This is a genomic window from Dyadobacter chenwenxiniae (assembly GCF_022869785.1).
GTDB lineage: Bacteria > Bacteroidota > Bacteroidia > Cytophagales > Spirosomataceae > Dyadobacter > Dyadobacter chenwenxiniae.
Genome location: NZ_CP094997.1, coordinates 5,483,495 through 5,502,500, shown reverse-complemented (window position 1 = coordinate 5,502,500; position 19,006 = coordinate 5,483,495). Strand labels below are relative to the sequence as shown.

Annotated in this window: 11 protein-coding genes and 2 rRNA genes (1 of these 13 only partly in view); 8 read left to right on the top strand and 5 right to left on the bottom strand. The window is 45.5% G+C overall.

Annotated elements, in window-relative coordinates:
• From MUK70_RS23545 to MUK70_RS31220, 3 genes are all read left to right on the top strand, one after another.
• Positions 1-533, top strand: a 23S ribosomal RNA gene (locus tag MUK70_RS23545); it begins 2,276 nt to the left of the window's first position.
• A 139-nt stretch (positions 534-672) separates the two neighbouring features.
• Positions 673-784: ribosomal RNA gene (gene rrf, locus MUK70_RS23540) — 5S ribosomal RNA — on the top strand.
• A 1,384-nt stretch (positions 785-2,168) separates the two neighbouring features.
• The gene (locus MUK70_RS31220) at positions 2,169-2,282 is read left to right on the top strand and encodes a transposase (RefSeq protein ID WP_374759711.1); all 114 of its coding nucleotides are present in this window, start codon (positions 2,169-2,171) and stop codon (positions 2,280-2,282) included.
• 530 nt (positions 2,283-2,812) lie between these two features.
• On the opposite strand, the gene MUK70_RS23535 is transcribed toward MUK70_RS31220, so the two are convergent.
• From MUK70_RS23535 to MUK70_RS23525, 3 genes are read right to left on the bottom strand one after another with little or no spacing between them, the layout of a single operon-like run.
• Positions 2,813-5,221 carry an ABC transporter permease gene (locus tag MUK70_RS23535; RefSeq protein ID WP_234655362.1) on the bottom strand — a complete coding sequence of 803 codons (2,409 nt, stop codon included), beginning with the start codon at positions 5,219-5,221 and terminating at the stop codon, positions 2,813-2,815.
• An 11-nt stretch (positions 5,222-5,232) separates the two neighbouring features.
• A complete protein-coding gene (locus MUK70_RS23530) occupies positions 5,233-7,617 on the bottom strand; it encodes an ABC transporter permease (protein ID WP_234655361.1) in 2,385 nt (794 codons plus the stop codon).
• A gap of 15 nt (positions 7,618-7,632) precedes the next feature.
• Entirely contained in the window at positions 7,633-9,984 is a 2,352-nt protein-coding gene (locus MUK70_RS23525; protein WP_234655360.1) for an ABC transporter permease, read from the bottom strand.
• Between the two features lie 309 nt (positions 9,985-10,293).
• Between MUK70_RS23525 and MUK70_RS23520 the strand changes: the two genes are divergently transcribed.
• The 5 genes from MUK70_RS23520 to MUK70_RS23500 all read left to right on the top strand — a co-directional run bounded on the left by MUK70_RS23520 (position 10,294) and on the right by MUK70_RS23500 (position 18,055).
• On the top strand, positions 10,294-10,902 hold the full coding sequence (locus MUK70_RS23520) for an RNA polymerase sigma factor (protein ID WP_234655359.1): 609 nt from the start codon (positions 10,294-10,296) through the stop codon (positions 10,900-10,902).
• 95 nt (positions 10,903-10,997) lie between these two features.
• On the top strand, positions 10,998-12,104 hold the full coding sequence (locus tag MUK70_RS23515) for a FecR family protein (RefSeq protein ID WP_234655358.1): 1,107 nt from the start codon (positions 10,998-11,000) through the stop codon (positions 12,102-12,104).
• Between the two features lie 172 nt (positions 12,105-12,276).
• Positions 12,277-15,615: a TonB-dependent receptor gene (locus tag MUK70_RS23510; RefSeq protein WP_234655357.1), complete on the top strand. Its 3,339-nt coding sequence runs from the start codon at positions 12,277-12,279 to the stop codon at positions 15,613-15,615.
• A 25-nt stretch (positions 15,616-15,640) separates the two neighbouring features.
• Positions 15,641-17,161: a RagB/SusD family nutrient uptake outer membrane protein gene (locus MUK70_RS23505; protein WP_234655356.1), complete on the top strand. Its 1,521-nt coding sequence runs from the start codon at positions 15,641-15,643 to the stop codon at positions 17,159-17,161.
• A 297-nt stretch (positions 17,162-17,458) separates the two neighbouring features.
• Positions 17,459-18,055: a hypothetical protein gene (locus MUK70_RS23500; RefSeq protein WP_234655355.1), complete on the top strand. Its 597-nt coding sequence runs from the start codon at positions 17,459-17,461 to the stop codon at positions 18,053-18,055.
• 1 nt (position 18,056) lies between these two features.
• Here the strand turns inward: MUK70_RS23500 and MUK70_RS23495 are convergent, their stop codons facing one another.
• Both MUK70_RS23495 and MUK70_RS23490 read right to left on the bottom strand, forming a co-directional pair.
• Positions 18,057-18,527: an adenine nucleotide alpha hydrolase family protein gene (locus tag MUK70_RS23495; RefSeq protein ID WP_234655354.1), complete on the bottom strand. Its 471-nt coding sequence runs from the start codon at positions 18,525-18,527 to the stop codon at positions 18,057-18,059.
• Positions 18,490-18,978 (bottom strand): Panacea domain-containing protein, encoded by a 489-nt coding sequence (locus MUK70_RS23490; RefSeq protein WP_234603580.1) that lies wholly within the window; start codon positions 18,976-18,978, stop codon positions 18,490-18,492. The genes MUK70_RS23495 and MUK70_RS23490 overlap by 38 nt, the downstream gene beginning before the upstream one ends.
• Positions 18,979-19,006 lie beyond the last annotated feature (28 nt).

Below are 19,006 nucleotides of genomic sequence, written 5' to 3'. Positions count from 1 at the left end.
AGACCGACGGGTCGAGCAGGTGGGAAACCAGGGTATAGTGATCCGGTGGTTCTGTATGGAAGGGCCATCGCTCAAAGGATAAAGGTACGCCGGGATAACAGGCTATCTCCCCCAAGAGCTCACATCGACGGGGAGGTTTGGCACCTCGATGTCGGCTCGTCACATCCTGGGGCTGGAGAAGGTCCCAAGGGTTCGGCTGTTCGCCGATTAAAGTGGCACGCGAGCTGGGTTCAGAACGTCGTGAGACAGTTCGGTCCCTATCTGTGGTGGGCGTAGGAAGATTGACGGGGGCTGCCTTTAGTACGAGAGGACCGAGGTGGACCCACCGCTGGTGAACCGGTTGTCACGCCAGTGGCATGGCCGGGTAGCTATGTGGGGAATAGATAAGCGCTGAAAGCATCTAAGTGCGAAACTAGCCCGAAGATGAATCTTCCACATAAGGGTCGTTGTAGACTACGACGTTGATAGGCTGCAAGTGTACGTGTAGAAATACATTCAGCTGAGCAGTACTAATTACCCAAGAGCTTGCACATTAACATCTTAACAATCTTGATCTCTTCTACTTCCAATATGACATGAAAAGAGTAAAAAGTGCAAGAGTACAAAGTTCATGAGTAAGATTACTCATAAGACTTTTAACTCTTAAACTCTGAACTCTAACTCAAAGAGCTTGTTGGTGACTATTGGCCTGGTGTTCACCTCTTCCCATCCCGAACAGAGAAGTTAAGCCCAGAACCGCCGATGATACTTGGATCAAACCTGGTAAAGTAGGTAGTCGCCACAATACCATTAAATACGAAAGACCATCTCAAAAGGATGGTCTTTTTTTGTGCCCATTAACCAGTGTTCACGGATCAAGTTATAAACTTGTGGAGTGTGTTGTATCTTTCTAGGTTTGTGTTTTTAATCAAACCAGTTCGTTTTGGAAAGTTTCTTGACTATCATTCAGTGTTTATGGATCAAATCAAAAACTTGTGGAGCGCATAGGGCTTTTTACGTCTGTGTTTTTATTCAAACCTTTTCGTTTTGGAGACTTTCTTGCCCATCATTCAGTTCCTGTTACCTCAGTTTATCCTTAAAAATTTCAAGCTAACATCCAGTGACCATCACGATGCAGTCTTCCATGTGCATATCAATAAGTAAATGCGGGTGGGAATGATCCAGAGAGGAAAAAGCTGCTATCCAAGGGCTTTTCCTACAATTACTGTGCAAGATTTTCCAATAAGAAGGCATAAGGGTTCTTCACATCAAACCCTGCAGATGGCTTAACACTAAGGCGTAGAAAGTAGTTTATATAGACTTGACTGGAGGTTACTAGTGAAATGCGGATGACCAGTGAGATCGCGAATTTCTTAGAACCTGACCACCTGGGGCATATTAGTCGATAGCGACCCGAGTAGTGCCTGGACGTTGCGAGATTTTACGGTGTTAATTAGGGGCCTGCTACGCCAATTCGGATCGCCGAAGCAACAGTGGTTTTCAGGATGGATTCAAAGGTTGCAGCCAGCGAGGACTTGCAAAAAATGGCTATTGTTTCTGGGACATAGGCTTTAACCTATCTATTGACGAGACTAGCTTCTCTGGTGGTGAATTTTATGGATTCTTGCAAACAGAGCAACCTAAGGTGGCGGGGCGGCCGCCGCTGCGGAAGTATAGTGCCATTGTTACTGATAAATAGGTAGAAACGATGAATCAGGTTATTCGCAGAATTCCAGAGCCCATGCGTAAGAAAAGTGATTGAAATGAACTTGACTGGCGGTATGAGCGGTCTGCTGCGGTATGATCGCAAACGATGCTTTCCATGGTGGTGTGCGTTATTGGCCGTTTTCACGTACAAAGGTTGGCGATTAAAGCGTTGCAGGAAATCCATATCAGACACCGCTAGGAAGCCCCGGATTTAGACAACGATGCTATTGAGCAGGCAAAGTGTCCCGGACTTAATATTAGCCGCAAATATTGACCAATCGCGATATAATAACCAACTATTGGCACGGGCTAGATACATTGCATAGAAAGCCCCATACCTGGACAGATAGCCAGAGAGAAAGGGCTCAACTGCTCTTTGAGCGTTTCCCAGACCCTACAAGGGCATAAGCAACTGGGGCACGGCTCGCCGCGCGATTAGAGCTAAGTAGCATCGTTACAAACACAGCGGAAAAGATATATGGTTGGCCAGGCTGGCTAAGTGGCATGAGAAGGTCAGACAGTCGGGATTTAAATCATTCAACACTTTCGCCAGATCAATCGAGAACCACTATAATAATATTGTCAACTTATTTTGATAACCGGAGCACCAACACTTCTACCTAGTCCTTCAATGCAAAGTTCAAAATCATTCGGGGCTCACCAGTGCTAACCTATGGAAAAATAGGAACTAGGGACTATGAGAGAAGACTCAAAGGTCAATGCTATGCTAATTCACCATCGCTTCGGCGACTGAGTCGGATAAAGCTTTACAGTATTATAGCGCGGAGAATACTAGCATTGCCAACGCAAACGACATCTGCATAAGTATGACCGAAAACTCAGATCCTTATGAAAATGCATTGGCAGAACGCGTGAATAAAACAATGAGGAGGAATTTGGACTTGGACGTTACTTTGCCATCGAAAAACAGGGGCAGTTCAACTTGTCAAAAAGCTGTCTATCTTTAAAACAATTACAAGACACACTTATCATAAACACCTGAACATTTTTACAAACAAAAATCCCCAGCCGCTCATACAACTGGGACTATTGTCATTATGTCAACCTATTCTAGGACGACTCAATGTGTTCATTTTAATTCTCCCGAATTCGATGGAATTGCATTCTACTCACTCTTCAAACTCTTCACCGGATTCAGCATGGCCGCTTTTATGGCCTGATAACTGACTGTAAACAATGTAATGATCAGAACGCTTAGCCCTGCGGTGACGAAAATCCACCAGGAAATCGCTGTGTGATATTTGTAATTATTGAGCCAATTGTTCATTGTGTACCAGGCGATGGGCGCGGAAAGCAGGCAGGAAATAAGAACCAGGGAAACAAATTCTAATGAGAGAAGGCTCCAAAGGTTCAGAATGGATGCGCCAAGCACTTTGCGGACACCGATTTCCTTGGTTCGCTGCTCGGCCATGAAAGATGCCAGACCGAAAAGTCCCAGACAACTGATCAGGATGGCGAGCGAGGCAAATGCTGAGGCCAGGTTACTAATGCGTTCTTCGGACTCGAACTTGAAATTGTATTCCTGATCCACAAAATCGTAATTGAATGGTGCATCCGGACTATATCGCTTAAAAACGGCTTCGATATTTTTTAAAGCCTGCTGTGTTTCCCTGGCAGGATTGATTCGAATTGTGACAAAATCACCTGTGCGGGGACGAATGAAAAAAATCGTTTGCCGCACCGGTTCGTATGGCGATTCCATGATCATATCCTTCACCACGCCCAGGATTCGGAAACTTCTACCTTCCCATATGACTGTTTCACCAATGGCAGCCTCAACATTCGGGCGATCCAGCCCCATGAACTTTACAGCCGTTTCGTTCAATATAAATCCCGAAGAGTCGGTTGAAAAACTTCTCGAAAAATCCCGTCCCGCAACGAAATCCCAGTCAAGTGTTTTGCCAAAGTCGTGCGAAATGCCAATGGTGGCGAATTCTGCTTCGAGGTCGGGATCTTTGCCTTTCCAATCAAATCCAACATTGGCTGATCTCACCTCGGTCGGCGGCCCCATGGACTCGGCCATAGCGGTAATGGTGCCCGATTTTACCAGATCATGCTGCACAGCCTCAAAATGATTGTGAATGTCGGGCGTGTTGACATGAATGGTCACCAGATTTTCGCGATTATAACCAATGGGTCGATTTTTGGCATGTAAAATCTGCCTGTAAACGACAATTGTGCCGATTATCAGCGTGATGGACACCGTGAATTGAAGCACAACCAACACTTTTCTTGGCAAAACAGCCACTAATCCAAGGCGTGCACCGCTGCCTTTAAGTGTTTTTATAGGTTGGAAAGAAGACAAATAAAACGCCGGATAACTGCCTGAAATTAGGCCGGTTACAGTGCTGAAAGAAATTACAACAGCCCAGAAAATCGGATCTGACCAAAGCATAACCATTTCCTTATCAGCCATCCTATTGAAAAATGGCAGCACTACTTGGACAATTAGCAACGAAATAACAAGCGCCAGCAGAACTACCAGAAATGATTCACTGAAAAACTGCGCGATCAATTGCCTCCTTAACGAGCCGATTGCCTTCCGTATCCCTACTTCCTTCGCACGCTTTTCCGACCGTGCGGTGCTGAGGTTCATGAAATTAATGCAAGCCAAAAACAGCACAAACACTCCTATAATGCTAAAAAGCCATACAAATTGAATCCTTCCACCCGCATTGACGCCATTTTTCCAATCGGAATACAAGTGCCAGCGGCTCATTGGATGAAGTAAGATTTCTGGCTTGAACCGGAGCTCATTTTTGTCCGCCTTTCTCGCCTTAATGTTTCCAATTTTTGAGGTAACATCCTGCATATCAGCACTTTCAGACAACTGCGCATAAATTTGAAAGGAGCTGCTGCTCCAATCGCCATTGTCCTGCGCATCTTTAACCCAGTCCGTCGAAGCAACATATAAATCCCACGGCGCTATGAAACGCACTTCTTTGAACTCTGAGTTATAAGGAAAGTCTTTATAAACGCCCGCAACCTTCACATTTGACTCATTATCGAGCTTAATCACCTTGTTAAGCGGATTAGTATTGCCAAAAAAAGCATTCGCAACGGATTCAGAAAGCAACACAGAACCTGGTTCTTTCAAACCAGCCCGCGATCCCCGCACCATTTGTAAAGAAAGCATTTCGGCCGCTTCGGGTGACATAAAATTGCCCGGCTTGATAAATTTCTCTTCTTCGTAAGCCAGGATATGTCGCGTAGTCCATGACGAAAGCACTACATTATCGAAATCTCCGGGAAAGCTGTTTTTGAGCTCCGCAGCGAGCGGAATGGGCACATTACTGCCGGTAATAACCTCTCCGTCGAGCGTCTGCTGTTGCATCAGCTGCGCAATGCGGTCATAGTTTTGATGATATTTATTGAATGACAATTCATCATAAACCCACAGACCGATCAGCATAGCAGCCGCCATGCCTATGGCCAGTCCGCCAATGTTTATCGCGGAATAACCTTTATTTTTAACAAGGCTACGAAAGGCAATTTTTATATAATTTCTGAGCATAAAACTTGTGTCTATTCACTCTTTAAAGCCTTCACCGGATCCAGAAGTGCGGCTCTGCTTGCCTGAAAAACTACTGTTAACGTGGCAATAACAAATGTTGCTCCAACGGCTGTCAGGAAAATCCATGCGCCGATTTCAATGTGGAATTGAAAGCCTTGCAGCCAATGGTTCATCGCCCACCAGGCGAGAGGTGACGCAATTGCAAACGAAATTAGGATCAACGTGCTGAATTCTTTTCCGAAAATCCATAAGATCTGTGGAATGTTGCTGCCCAGCACTTTCCGGATGCCAATTTCCTTGGTTTTTTGCGCAGCCATAAACGACACCAATCCATACAGACCAAGACAGCCGATGAAGATTGCAATGACGGAAAATGCCTGAATAAGACTGAACATTAGAGACTCTGTTTCGTAAAAAGCAGCAACTTGTTCGTCCAGAAATTCATATTCATAAAGTTGGTCCGGATGCATTTCACTCCATGTTTTTTCAATGGAGGCCAACGTTGCCGGGACGTTGTTTGTATTGATTTTGACCGCATAACTATTGTAATTGTCACTTGCAGAAGGAATGCAAACGGCGCTGATTTCTTCGTGAAAAGACTGGTCATGAAAGTCTTTAACAATGCCGACGATCGGGCCGGTCATGGTGCCGTTAACCCGCAGATTTTTGCCCAACATTTCCAAAGGAGAAGCCAGGTTAAGCTTTTTTGCCAATGTCTCGTTTACCAAAAATTCCTTGGTTGTATCGGAAGGAAACAGGTTTCGGCCGGCCACCAGTTTGAGGTCGAATGTGGAAAGATAATCGTTATCCGCTGCGCGCATTGAAATGCGGAACGCTTCTTCCTCCGAGCGGTTGTCATAAAATGGCGTTGCACCCCAGTTACTTTGAGAAGATGGAGCCGAAAAGCAAAGGGAAACATTTTGAACCCCCGCAATCTGCCTTAATTTTTCCTTAACCGTCTTGGCCTGTTCGGGCGACGACACGATCGGCACCATGACAATCGCATCTTTATTAAAACCCAGGTCTGATTGCTGGGCGAAATTCATTTGCCGCGCAATCACGATCATGCCGATGATCAGGATTTGGGAAATGGCAAATTGTGTCACGATCAAAGCCCTGCGTGTGTTGAAACCGCCAATATGCTGCTGCGACAATTTGCCTTTCAGCGCCGTAACCGGCTGAAAACGTGCGAGGATCATTCCCGGATAAGAGCCCGAAAGGAAAGTCACGATCAGGATCACGCCTAGTAAAAAAAGCCACAATTGCCAGTTAGAAAACAAATTAATGCTGATTTGGGATGAAAACAATGCATTGACATAAGGCAATGCAAGCGCAGTTAACACCAGTGCAAAGGCGCTTGCAATCAGCGTAATGAGACTGGTTTGTGCGATAAATTGCCAGAATAATTGCCCACGCAGACTGCCCAGCACTTTTCTCACGCCCACTTCTTTGGAAAGCTTTAATGCCTGGGCCGTAGCCAGATTGATGAAATTAACACAAGCTGTAACAATCAGAAAAAGCCCGATCATGGACAGCACCCAGAGATTTTTTTTCTCCATTGCGCCTCCATATCGCGCATCAAAGTGCACATCGGCCAGCGGCTGCAACTTGTAATGGTGCACATTCTTGCTTGTGGGCCGGTATTTTTTAACATAAGCAGGAAAAACCTTCTCCACTTCACTCACCGAAACACCCGGCCGAAGCAAAGCATAACAATTCATCGAGCTCTGAATGCCGCCCCACGCATCTTCACCGCCCAGCCATTCATTATATTGTTTCAGCGTATTATAGGATACATATATTTCTGTCCTTCGATCTGTGTTTACAGGCAAATCCTTCAAAACACCTTTGACCGTAACGTCAATTTTGTTTTCAAAGCGGAAAGTCTGGTTGACCGGATTTTGATTGCCAAAGTATTTTTTTGCCAAACGTTCTGTGATAATGCCCGTGTTCGGCTCTTTTAAAGCTGTATGAATGTCACCTTCGATCAGCGGATAATTGAAAATTTGAAAAAACTCTTCCTCCGCAAACGCAACGCCTTCCGGCTCGCTAAACTTTTTGACCTCTTTTCCCTGCTTGACAGTCACCAGCATCTCTTCAAAAGTAGCAATGCGCGCCACTTTTTCTGCAAAGGTGTAATCGTTTCGAAACGCCTTTCCCAATGGGCTCGGCACACCGGCCGTGTAGGAAATATTATCGCGGTGCTGCTCGGTGACAATGCGGTAAATGCGGTCTGCATTCGCGTGAAAATTGTCAAAGCCCAGATGATATTTGACCAACAAAAAAATAAGCAAGCCGCAGGTCATGCCTAACGTCAAACCTGACACGTTGAGGATTGCATAAGCTTTATTGCGGTTCAAATGTCTGAACGCGATTTTGAAATAGTTACGGATCATGGTTATTTATATGGATTAATCAACTTTAAGACTCTTAACCGGATTAAGCAAAGCAGCTCTAATCGCCTGATAACTAACTGTAAATAGGGCTATTACCAATACTCCCAAACCTGCTACCGCAAAAATCCACCAGGAAATGGGCGTGCGATATTCGTATTTTTGCAGCCAGCCATCGAGAAAATACAAGGCTAGCGGGACGGAAATCACGCAGGAAATAATCACCAGACCAAGGAAATCTTTTGAGAGCAATTGCCATAAATTGGCAACAGAAGCGCCTAACACCTTTCGGATGCCAATTTCCTTGGTCCGCTGTTCCGCAACGTATGAAGCCAGCCCAAACAAGCCGAGGCACGAAATAAAAATCGCAAGCACGGCAAAAAAAGTGGTTAGATTTCCAATTCTTGCTTCATTTGAAAATTTCCGGGCATATTCCTGATCCAAAAATTTATATTCAAAAGGACTATCCGGATCGTGTTTTTTGAAAACAGCCTGTACTTTTTCCAAAGCTTCCTGAGCCGGAATCCCGTTTGCCAGGCGAACAGTTATCACACCCATCCAGCCCGAACCGAAGAAAACGGTGGGCTCCGTTTTCGCATAAGGCGACTGCGTTATCATATCCTTCACAATGCCTACAACCGTATAATCCCTGCCCGCGTATTTGACAACTTCACCGATGGGATTTTTCAATCCGGTGGTTTTCAGTGCAGTTTCATTCATGATAACAGACAAAGAATCTGCCGGAAATGCAGCAGAAAAATCACGTCCTTCAGTGATATGCCAGCCAATTGTTTTTCCAAAATCCCGCGTAACATTCACGTCCCGGAAAAAAGTGGGTTGTTTGGGATCCTTTCCGCGCCATTCCACGCTATTGTTATTGCTGAAAAATGCAGGTGTTTGCGAGGATTCGGCCATATTTTCAACCGCCTGCGTTTGTAAAAGGTCATTGCGCAAAGCCTCGTAATGCCCGTAAAGTCCAACCGTTAGGGGCAAAGTAATCAGCTTGTCACGGGTGTAACCCACTGTTCTGTTTTTTGCAAATTGGATTTGCCGGTAAACAACAATCGTCCCAATGATGAGCGTAATAGAAACTGTAAATTGTATCACCACCAACACTTTACGCGGCATTGTAGCAAACCGTCCGACGCGGAACACACCTTTTAAAACCTTTACCGGCTCAAACGACGCCAGGTATAATGCGGGATAACTCCCGGAAACAAGACCTGTAAGAACAGTAAACCCAAGCGCTAACAACCAGAAAGCCGTGCTGTTCCAGGGAATAGACATTTGCTTATCAGCTAGCCGATTAAAGAAAGGAAATGATGCATTCGTGAGCGTTAGCGCAAGCACAAAAGCCAAAAATGCAACGATCATAGACTCACTGAGAAACTGCACGATCAATTGCGTCCGTAATGACCCGATTGCTTTGCGAATGCCTACTTCTTTTGCGCGCTTCTCGTTTCGTGCAGTACTCAGATTCATAAAGTTGATACATGCCAGCAACAACACAAATACGCCAATTATGCCGACCAGCCACACAAATTGAATGTGCCCACCCGCAGCCTTGCCATTTTCAAATTCATCATACAAATGCAGCTTCGCCATCGGATGCAAAAGCAGCTCCTCTTTGAGATCTTTCACGTGTGGCGTGGGCAGGCTCCTCACTTTTTCACTTGCTTGTTCAATGTCCGCCCGATCCGCCATTTCCACAAACAGCTGCCCGTCGTGGCTATCCCACCAAACCTGCTTACTCAGCCAGTTTTCGCTGTTATTCCATGGTAATAATATTTTTGTATCAAAAAAAGTGGTGTTTCTAGGCAAGTCTTCATACACGCCAGCAACCCTCATATCCAGCTTGTTATCAATCCGAATGATTTGATTTAATGGTTCTTTGGAGCCGAATAAAGCCGTGGCAAGTGAATGCGTGATCAAGACAGATGTAGGATCTTTTAAAGACCCCATACTCCCTTTTAACATTTTGAATGTGAACATTTGAGGAAAGTCCGCTTGCACCCATCTTCCATTTGTCCTCAGCTTTTTTTCTCCCGTAGCAAGCGTGTGCTCATTGGTGAAAGAAGTCAGGGAAACGCGTTTGAAATCGGATTTAAACTGTGTCCTTAACGCATCTCCTGTCGGCATGGCAACCGTGCCGCCCGTGTAAACAACACCTTCAAACGTCTGATTGACCATGACCTGGGCAAGGCGGTCATTGTTTTTGAAATATGTATTGTAGGAAATTTCATCCGCCACCCAAAGGCCGACGAGCATGGCAACGCCCATTCCAACCGCTAATCCGCCGATGTTGATGGCAGAATAAACCTTGTTTTTCACCAGGTTCCTGAATGCGATTTTTAAATAGTTTTTTATCATATCATGGCTAAAAGATGGATACAAAACGTTAGGCGCAAATTCTTAGGAAAGTGGCGGATTCGCAGTTTGTGATCAAATTGTAAGCCAAGTGCCGCAAACTACATCAACAATCTTGTTATCAGATGTTTATATAGAAAAAACCAACACCAAGTGTCCGCAATCGGACATGCTTTGTCCATTTTAGAACGTAAAATACACCGATGGATGAGCAGAAAATGAGGGACTTTGTCTTATATCCTTAATCAGCGGTAAAAACTAGAATTTGTTAGTTTCATCCATTTGCCCTAATCCATTCAGTACGTGTTTTCCATGAGGGTCTTTGCAAACAGTGTTCAGCAAGACGAAAGCGATATTGCCCTGTGGCGTGAAATGCTGGCTGGGAATGTTGCGTCATTTGAATTGCTGATCGATGTTACTTATGATTTGTTGTTCCAATATGGCAACAAATTTTGCCACGACCGGGAGCTGATCAAAGACTGCATTCAGGATGTGTTTCTTGAAATATGGGAGAAAAAAGAGAGCCTTAATCATAACATTCCGCCCAAAGCTTACCTCCTCGCCTCGCTCCGCCGCCGTTTGCACCGGATGATCCAAAAGAACCGGATGCTGTTTCTGGACCATTTGCTGCCGGATGAAGGTTTTGACATTGCTTTCAATGCTGAACACCAGTTCATACAAACCGAATACGACCAGCAAATCGCTTCGCGCATTACGCACATGCTCAACGGATTGCCCAAAAGACAAAAAGAGGCAATTTATCTCAAATTTTTTCAGGATATGGACCGGGATGAGATCGCTGCCATAATGGAAATCCATCCTCAGTCAGTTTCTAATTTACTCCAAACCGCATTCAAATTCCTCAAAACTCAATGGCGGTCAATTGTTTCGCTGTTTCTTTTGCTCCGTTTTATCGCCTGACGACGCAATCTTTACAAATTTTTAGAAAAAGATAGAAAAATACAGTATCCGTTTGGGATCCGTGTCTAATGGTATGTAAATGATAACATTTTGACATGGATCAATACCATAATTTTACTTTGGAGGATTTTCTTTGGGACCCTTTTTTCCGGAATTGGGTGCTGAAACCGACCAGAGAAGATGAGGAATACTGGCAAAACTGGCTGACGGCGAATCCTGAAAAAACGGAAACAGTTCGTAGCGCCCGCGAGCTTGTGCTGTCCATTGCGCCTTTGCAGGCTCCTTTGTCACAATCTGAAAAAGAAAATGCGGTTCGCCAGATCATCGGCAACATTCACAACGAAGAAGAACCGGCTGAAACAAGTTCGCAAATTCGGATTTATCAGCCTTTGATTAGCATTGCGGCAGTGCTGATCGTCATAGCAGGACTAAGCTGGACGTTTTGGTCTGGCAACCAAAAGCAGCAGATCAACTACGACGAACTCGTTTCCACCGCTGCGGCCCCACTCATTGAAAAAACCAATCAGAACGAAAATCCCTTATCGATCAAACTCACCGATGGCAGCATTGTAACGCTGGATCCGGGCAGCAAAGTAAGCTATCCTGCGAATTTTGAACCGGGAAAAAGAGAGGTTTATCTTTCAGGGAAAGCGTTTTTCGACATAGCGAAGGATCCATCGCGGCCATTCTTTGTGTATGCCAATGAGGTTATTACCAAAGTTTTAGGCACAAGTTTCACCGTCCGCTCCTACACGAACGAAAAGGAAGTTTCGGTGGCTGTAAAAACAGGAAGAGTTGCTGTTTTTACACGAAAAGATCCTGAGATCAATGAGAAAAAGGATTCCAGGGAGTTAACCGGCGTTGTGATCGAGCCTAATCAGCAGATTGTTTTCGTCCGAGAGTCTATTAAAATGACTAAAAGCCTGATTCCCAGTCCCGAGCTAGTCGACAGCAATATCAGCCTTCATAATTTTGAATTTGATGAAACACCCGTTTCCGAAGTGTTTTCGGAACTTCAAAAAGCTTACGGCATTGAGATCATTTTTGACAAAAACATCATGAATGAATGTCCGATCACAGCCAGGCTCTCGGAAATGAAACTTTATGAGAAACTAGACCTTGTATGCAAGGCAGTTGGCGCCAGTTATGAGCTGATCGACGGCCGCATTATCGTAGAAGGGAAAGGCTGTAAAAATATTTGAAAAAATGGCCGGTAATGGTGGAACATTACCGGCTGTGTAAGTAACCCCCGAAGTTTTGCCGACTGTCATCCTTGGAAAGATGCGGGGGAAAGTTTTTGCCAATAATCAATTAACAAAACTGTTCAAAACTATGAAAATACCAGTACAGTTCAATCGTAAACTGTTAGTTCTTATGCGGATAAGTTTGGTTCAGCTCGTCATTGCACTGTGGTTCATGGGAACGGCTACGGCTGTTGACGTGCGCGCCCAGGAGCTGCTGAGTAAGAAAATCAGTTTGCAGGCGCAGGAACAGGAAGTAAAAAAAGTGCTTAGCCTGATTGAAAAACAGGCCGGCGTGCGGTTTATTTTCAGTTCCAAGCTCATACAATCGGGCAGAAAGATCAGCATTCAGCAATCCAACCAGGAACTTTCGAAGGTGCTCAACGACTTTCTGGTTCCGCTTGGCCTTACTTATGAGGTTTCGGGAAAAAACATTGTGATTCGGCCTTCCGAGGTAAAATCTGCAACGGATAATGCTGAGGCGTCGATCATGCCGGATTTGATCCGGTCAACGGAAATTACGATTAAAGGAAAAATCACGGATTCTGAGACAAAGGAGCCGCTTCCGGGCGTGAACATTCTGATTAAAGGCACACAATCGGGAACCTCAACGGACGCAACGGGAAGTTATACATTGTCGGTGCCGGATGCGAACACCGTTCTCGTGCTGAGCTTTGTAGGTTATGAGCCGCAGGAAGTTAAAGTCGGCAATCGCACGGAAATTGACATTACGCTGAAAACCGATCAGAAATCACTGGAAGAAGTGCTTGTTGTGGGTTATGGAACTGTGAAAAAGAGTGATGTGACGGGTTCTGTTTCCTCTGTAAAATCGCAGGAACTGACTGCATATCCCGCATTAGGAACGGTTCAGGCATTGCAGGGACGTGCGGCAGGGGTTCAGATCCAGTCTAATAATGGTGAGCCGGGATCGAATTTTAAAGTGCGGATCAGGGGCGGAACTTCCATTAATGCCAGCAGTGATCCGATTTATGTTGTAGACGGTTTTGTAGGCGGCGCTATCCCGCCTCCGGAAGACATTGAATCTATCGAAATTCTTAAAGACGCCTCCGCGACAGCCATTTATGGTTCAAGAGGAGCCAATGGTGTAATTATGGTCACGACCAAAAAAGGGCAGTCGGGCAAGCCAAGAATCGAATTTAACACTTCGTTTTCTACACAAAAAGAAATTAACAGGCTCGACCTGCTGAATGCAAGCCAGTTTTTGGATTATGTAAAAGAGGCGAGACCTAATGTCGTCTCACAAGGCGCAGACACCGATTGGCAGGATCTAATTTTCCGTAAAGGCGCCATTCAGAATCACCAGGTTTCGGTTGCAGGCGGCAGCGATGCAGTTAAATATTATGTTTCAGGAGCATATTATGATCAAAAGGGCGTAATCCTGAACTCAGATTATAATCGTTTTTCGATCACCAGTAACATTGACATTCAGGCTGCAAAACGACTGAAACTGGGTCTTAACCTGTTTGCTCAGCGCGTTTCGCGTAACCAGGCCAGAACGCAGGAAGGATCGAGCGGACTGACGCCGGGGGTGACTTCTTCTGCATTCAAATTTGAACCGGATCAGCCGATTGTGGGAGCGAATGGCCGTTTTACAGTGGCCAGGCTAAACGACCCGATCGATAACCCGTATGCCATCGCAACCCAATTACAAAACGAGTCGCTGAATGACCGTGTGCAAGGCAACTTTTATGCAGAATACAGCATTTGGGACGATTTGAAATTCCGTATCACATTAGGCGCAACCACAAACAGCGGCAGAACCGGTGAATTCACACCCACGACGCTGAATGATGGGCGTAATGTGGGCGGTTCGGCGACTGTAAGAGGAAATAAAAGCACATTGCTGCTGAACGAGAACTATTTGACTTACACCAAAAAAATTGGCACAAACCATGACATTTCTGCCATGCTGGGTTATTCTTACCAAACATCTTCCAGCGAAAACTGGGGTGGGACAGGCCAATCCTTCATCACCGACGCGGTTTCTTACTGGAACCTGGGAGGCGCTTCTGTTTGGCAAAGTCCTACTTCGGGCCTTACGGAGTGGCAGCTGGCTTCCTACTATGCGAGGTTGACCTATGGTTTATTGGATCGCTATCTTTTCACAGCCAACATTCGTCAGGACGGTTCTTCCAATTTTAGTAAAAATCACAAATGGGCCACATTTCCTTCTGGCGCATTTGCATGGAAACTTTCGAGCGAACCATTTATGCAGAATGTCACTGCGATCAACCAATGGAAATGGCGCGTGAGTTATGGATTGACCGGAAACCAAGCCATTGAGCCATATCAAACCATGTCACGCTTTTCCAATGTTTACACGATTATCAATGGCGTTCCCGTGAATGCAGTGCGCCCTACAACGGTTGCCAATGACGATCTGACCTGGGAAACGACGCATCAACTGAACATAGGAACCGATTTCAGCGTGCTCAACAACCGCCTGAACATTACGGCCGACTATTATCGACGTGTTACAAAAGACCTGCTTTTCAGCGTGCAATTACCTCAGTATTCAGGTTATAGCAATCAGTTGAAAAACATTGGTTCGGTTGAAAACAAGGGTTTTGAATTGACGGTTAACACGCGAAATCTGGTAGGCGAATTCAAATGGAACACGGACATTAACTTCTCGCTCAACCGCAACAAGGTTTTGTCATTGCCGAATGGAACGGACATATTGTATGCTTCGGGGCCTGGACATTTGGTAGGATTGGGACAGACGCAAATCCTGCGTGAAGGCCAGCCTGTGGGATCTTTTTATGGCTGGATTTATGACGGCGTTTACCAGGAAGGTGACAACTTCATTCCGGGCGGTGGTTTTGAAACGGCTGCGGGGGGTGAGAAATTCAGGGATATTGATGGTAAAAAAGACGGTCAATTGACAGGCCAACCCGACGGAACGCTCAACAGCGACGACCGCACGATCATTGGCAATCCGCATCCAAAGTTCATCTGGGGATTAACCAATGATTTCAGCTGGAAAGGCCTTGACCTCAACGTTTTCTTCCAGGCGTCGCAAGGCAATGATATGCTGAACTATACGCTGATGGAACTGAACCTGCTGTCGGGAATCAATAATGCAACCACAGAAGCATTGAACCGCTGGACGCCTACAAACACCAATACAAATGTTCCAAAAGCAATGGCAGGACGCACACGTCGCGTATCAACGCGCTGGGTGGAAGATGGAAGTTTTGTTCGTTTGAAAAACATCGCACTGGGTTATAACATTCCAAAACCCGTGCTGGACAAGCTGCATATCAGCAAGTTACGTATTTATGCGAGTGCACAGAACATTCTGACATTTACAAAATACAAAGGTTTCGATCCGGAGGTAAATTATTCTTCGGATGATAACAGCACGAACAGTAATCGTAACCTGGGACTGGACTATGGCAGTTATCCAAATGCCAAATCCTACACCATTGGGCTGAATGTTGGTTTCTAATTCTGACTCTTAAATTCGACTTAAAATGAAGCATTTAACAAATAGATTTTTACTTTTCATCCTTACCGCAAGCTTCTCACTGGGCTGCGCCGACCTGGACGAAAAACCGGTGGGCTTACTTGCGCCCGAATCATTGTTCCGAACTTCGAAAGACGTTGAAACAGCCGTTTTTGGCGCTTATGGCTGGATTGCGACTGAGCGTCTTTACGGGCGGCAATTTGTTTCCGCATTAATGCTGCGCAGCGATATGGTGGACATTGGCGACCGCGGAACGCCGGCTGAGCGGCAGCAGGTGAATGATTTCAATATGGATGATAACAACAACATGGTCAACCAGTTCTGGCCAGCTTGGTATCAGATGATCAGTGCTGCCAATGCGGCTATTTCGGGCGGAGAACAACTTGGATTGCCTGAGGCTGAGATCAATCCGCTTGTGGCGGAAGCCCGTTTCATTCGTGCATTTGCGTATTTCAACCTGGTGCAGGTTTTCGGCGACGTTCCTTACATTGATTATTTCATCAGTAACCCGGAAGCTGTAAAAGCTATTTCCAGAACGCCAGCGGCTACGGTTTACGGAAGCATTATCGCCGATCTGGAATTTGCCAAACAATGGTTACCCGAAAAACAGCCTTCCGAAGTAAGGAGCCGCGCTTCCAAAGGAACGGCTGCTTCCTATCTGGCATCGGTGCATTTGACGTTGGGCGATTATGCAAAAGCTTACGCAGAAGCCAAATATGTGATTGATAACAAAGACAAATTCGGTTATGCACTTGAAGCTGATTTCCAGACATTATTCGTTGCGCCACAAGCGCCAAACATGAAAGAGCACATTTTCGACATCGACTTTCTGGGCTTAAAAAGTGGTGAAGGCGGTGCAAATGACGACATTATGGCGCCTATGACGGGCATACGCGGGGGCGATGCGCCGCGCAGCGGATGGAGCGTGCTCGTGCCTTCAATGAATGTTTTCAACACCTGGGACAACCGCGATTACCGCAAAGAAGTAAGCTTTGACGACTCGCTCCTTATCGGCGGCAAGCTAGTTCCCTACACCGAATTTCCAAACACAAAAAGGCCGCATATTGCCAAATACGCTCGTTTTGCAGGAACATCTAACTCGGAAGGACGTTACTCAGACCACAACTATGCCGCAATGCGCTATGCAGAAATTTTGCTGATCGCAGCAGAGGCCTCCGTGGAAGTAAACGGCCCGAATGCAGAGGCACTGACCTACATCAACGAAATCCGCGCAAGGGCCAGAAACTGGGCGGGCAAGCCAACAACTTTCCCAGCCAATGTAGCCGCAGGACTAAGCAAAACCGCATTAATCGACCTCATCATGGAAGAAAGACGCATTGAGCTAGCCTTCGAATACAAACGCTGGTTCGACATCAAGCGCCGCAAGCTGGGTGAAGCCGTATTTCTTGGCCCAAAATCCCTGGAACCACATACAAGCTTTAACCCAGCAAGGGATTACCTGATGCCGATTCCACGTGTGGAATTGCAGGTGAACCCGAATTTAGGGCCGCAGAATCCGGGATATTGATCCGAGGCATTGGGTTGTTGGACTGGCTTTCATGCCGAGCAGATTTAGCAGTGGACACCTTTTTTTGTCCCACTGAGCGGAGTCGAAGTGGATGTAGGACGTAATCCTTCAGTAGTAGCGTCGCTTCGACTCCGCTCAGCGTGACATGGGCTTGTTCATTACCAATCTGCCCTATTCTACTACAATCCAAACGTATACACTATGGGGAAATAGCTGCACGAGAGGTTATAAAAATTGGCCTTTAAACGCTTGGAACAGCCTTTTTACATTCTTTTTGTAACTATTATAAAAGGAAAAATGGAAGAGAATCCTCGCAAAGGGAATATATTCAAATATATCGCTTACGTCCTGATTGCTGCTGCTGTAGTGGGTTTTGGGATATATTTTTTGACTCCTAAAAAGCTGACTGCCACGGAAGGCAAGAATATGCTGCTATTTATTGATAATCAAATTATTGATATTGACCGGAACCTGAAAAGCGATATGTCCAAGCAAGATATTGCGACAAGGCTTTCGTGGCATAAATCAAACACTTCGCTTTTCAATGAGGTCAAAGGCAGCAAGGATAAGGTGATCAAACCGAAAGTTGAAATCCTTGAGAAGAAGATCATTGAAGTTCAGACAAAGGAATTTCCGGAGCTGAGAACTGCATATGTTGAATCCAAAAGGGAAGTGCTGGACGGACAAAAAATCAACATTGCCGTGTCTGGGCCTAAGCAGGATACATTGACTTTCACTGGCGAGCTGTTTGCTAACGAAAAAACCAAGGATGCTTTCCTGGCCAACATTAAGCCGATCATTCAAGACCTTCGTTTCAAAAAGGTCGTTTACAAATGGTCTGATAAAGATTCTTCGGACTATAAGGTAAGAGCGAAAGAGGACGCGGAAATTTAAGTTACTCCACAGGCGGGTTATCTTTTTCGGGTGTATTTGGGAAAAGATATTTAGTTACGACCAGGAAGAATGTAGTAATGTTGACCGTCGCAGTGGTGATCAATGCAATGAGCACCGCGTCGGAAAGCTGGAAGCTGAAACTAATGTACTTTACGCCCGTGCGTAGCAGTGGATCCAGGAAATTGTAGCAATAAACCTCCCCAAGCCCATTTAACCACACCAGCAAAATCACCATTACCAGCCATACCGAAACCATCCAGAAGATGTATTCAGCGTACTTTTTCCTCTCCCGGATATTTTGGGATAAACCTTCGAGACTTACCTGTTGAAGCAGCGTAAGGAAGGTTTTTTCACTAATGTCTTGTTCTGTTGATTCCGGCGATGCAGCAGTTACCCAATTGCGTAACGTATTTCTGTCGACTGACAGTTTTGACTCAGACAGCCGGGATTGGGGATTTGATTTGCTGCTCAAAATAATTTCTAATCAGGTTATCGTCAATTACACCATTCTCTCCGACCTTCTTATAAGTAACATCCCAGGGTGAATTCACCGCGTGGGACCAGTTTGATAATGTGATGGCATCAACGTCTTTTGTAATTTCCCAAGTATTATTAATCGCTTCGATGGCCGAGGGAGTCAGTTCTGAAAAATTGGCCAGCGGCTGTGAGTTGACAGTAATCGAAGTTTTCTCTATAATGGGCGAATTGCCCCACTTTTTATAAAGCTGATAAATCGTCGGCACAACCGGCCCGAATTTCCACGCCAGGAATTTCTCCCGGATCAGCGGATCTCCATTATTTAATGCCAAATGCAGCCCGTGCGCAAAAAAGACCATTTTCTGCAACTTCATCTGCGTCACAGGATTATTTTCCTTCACGCCGAAGTTTACAAATTGCCCGGCTATTAGAACAGACGAATACATAGTGAATGTGAGGTTGTTAAAATCATAT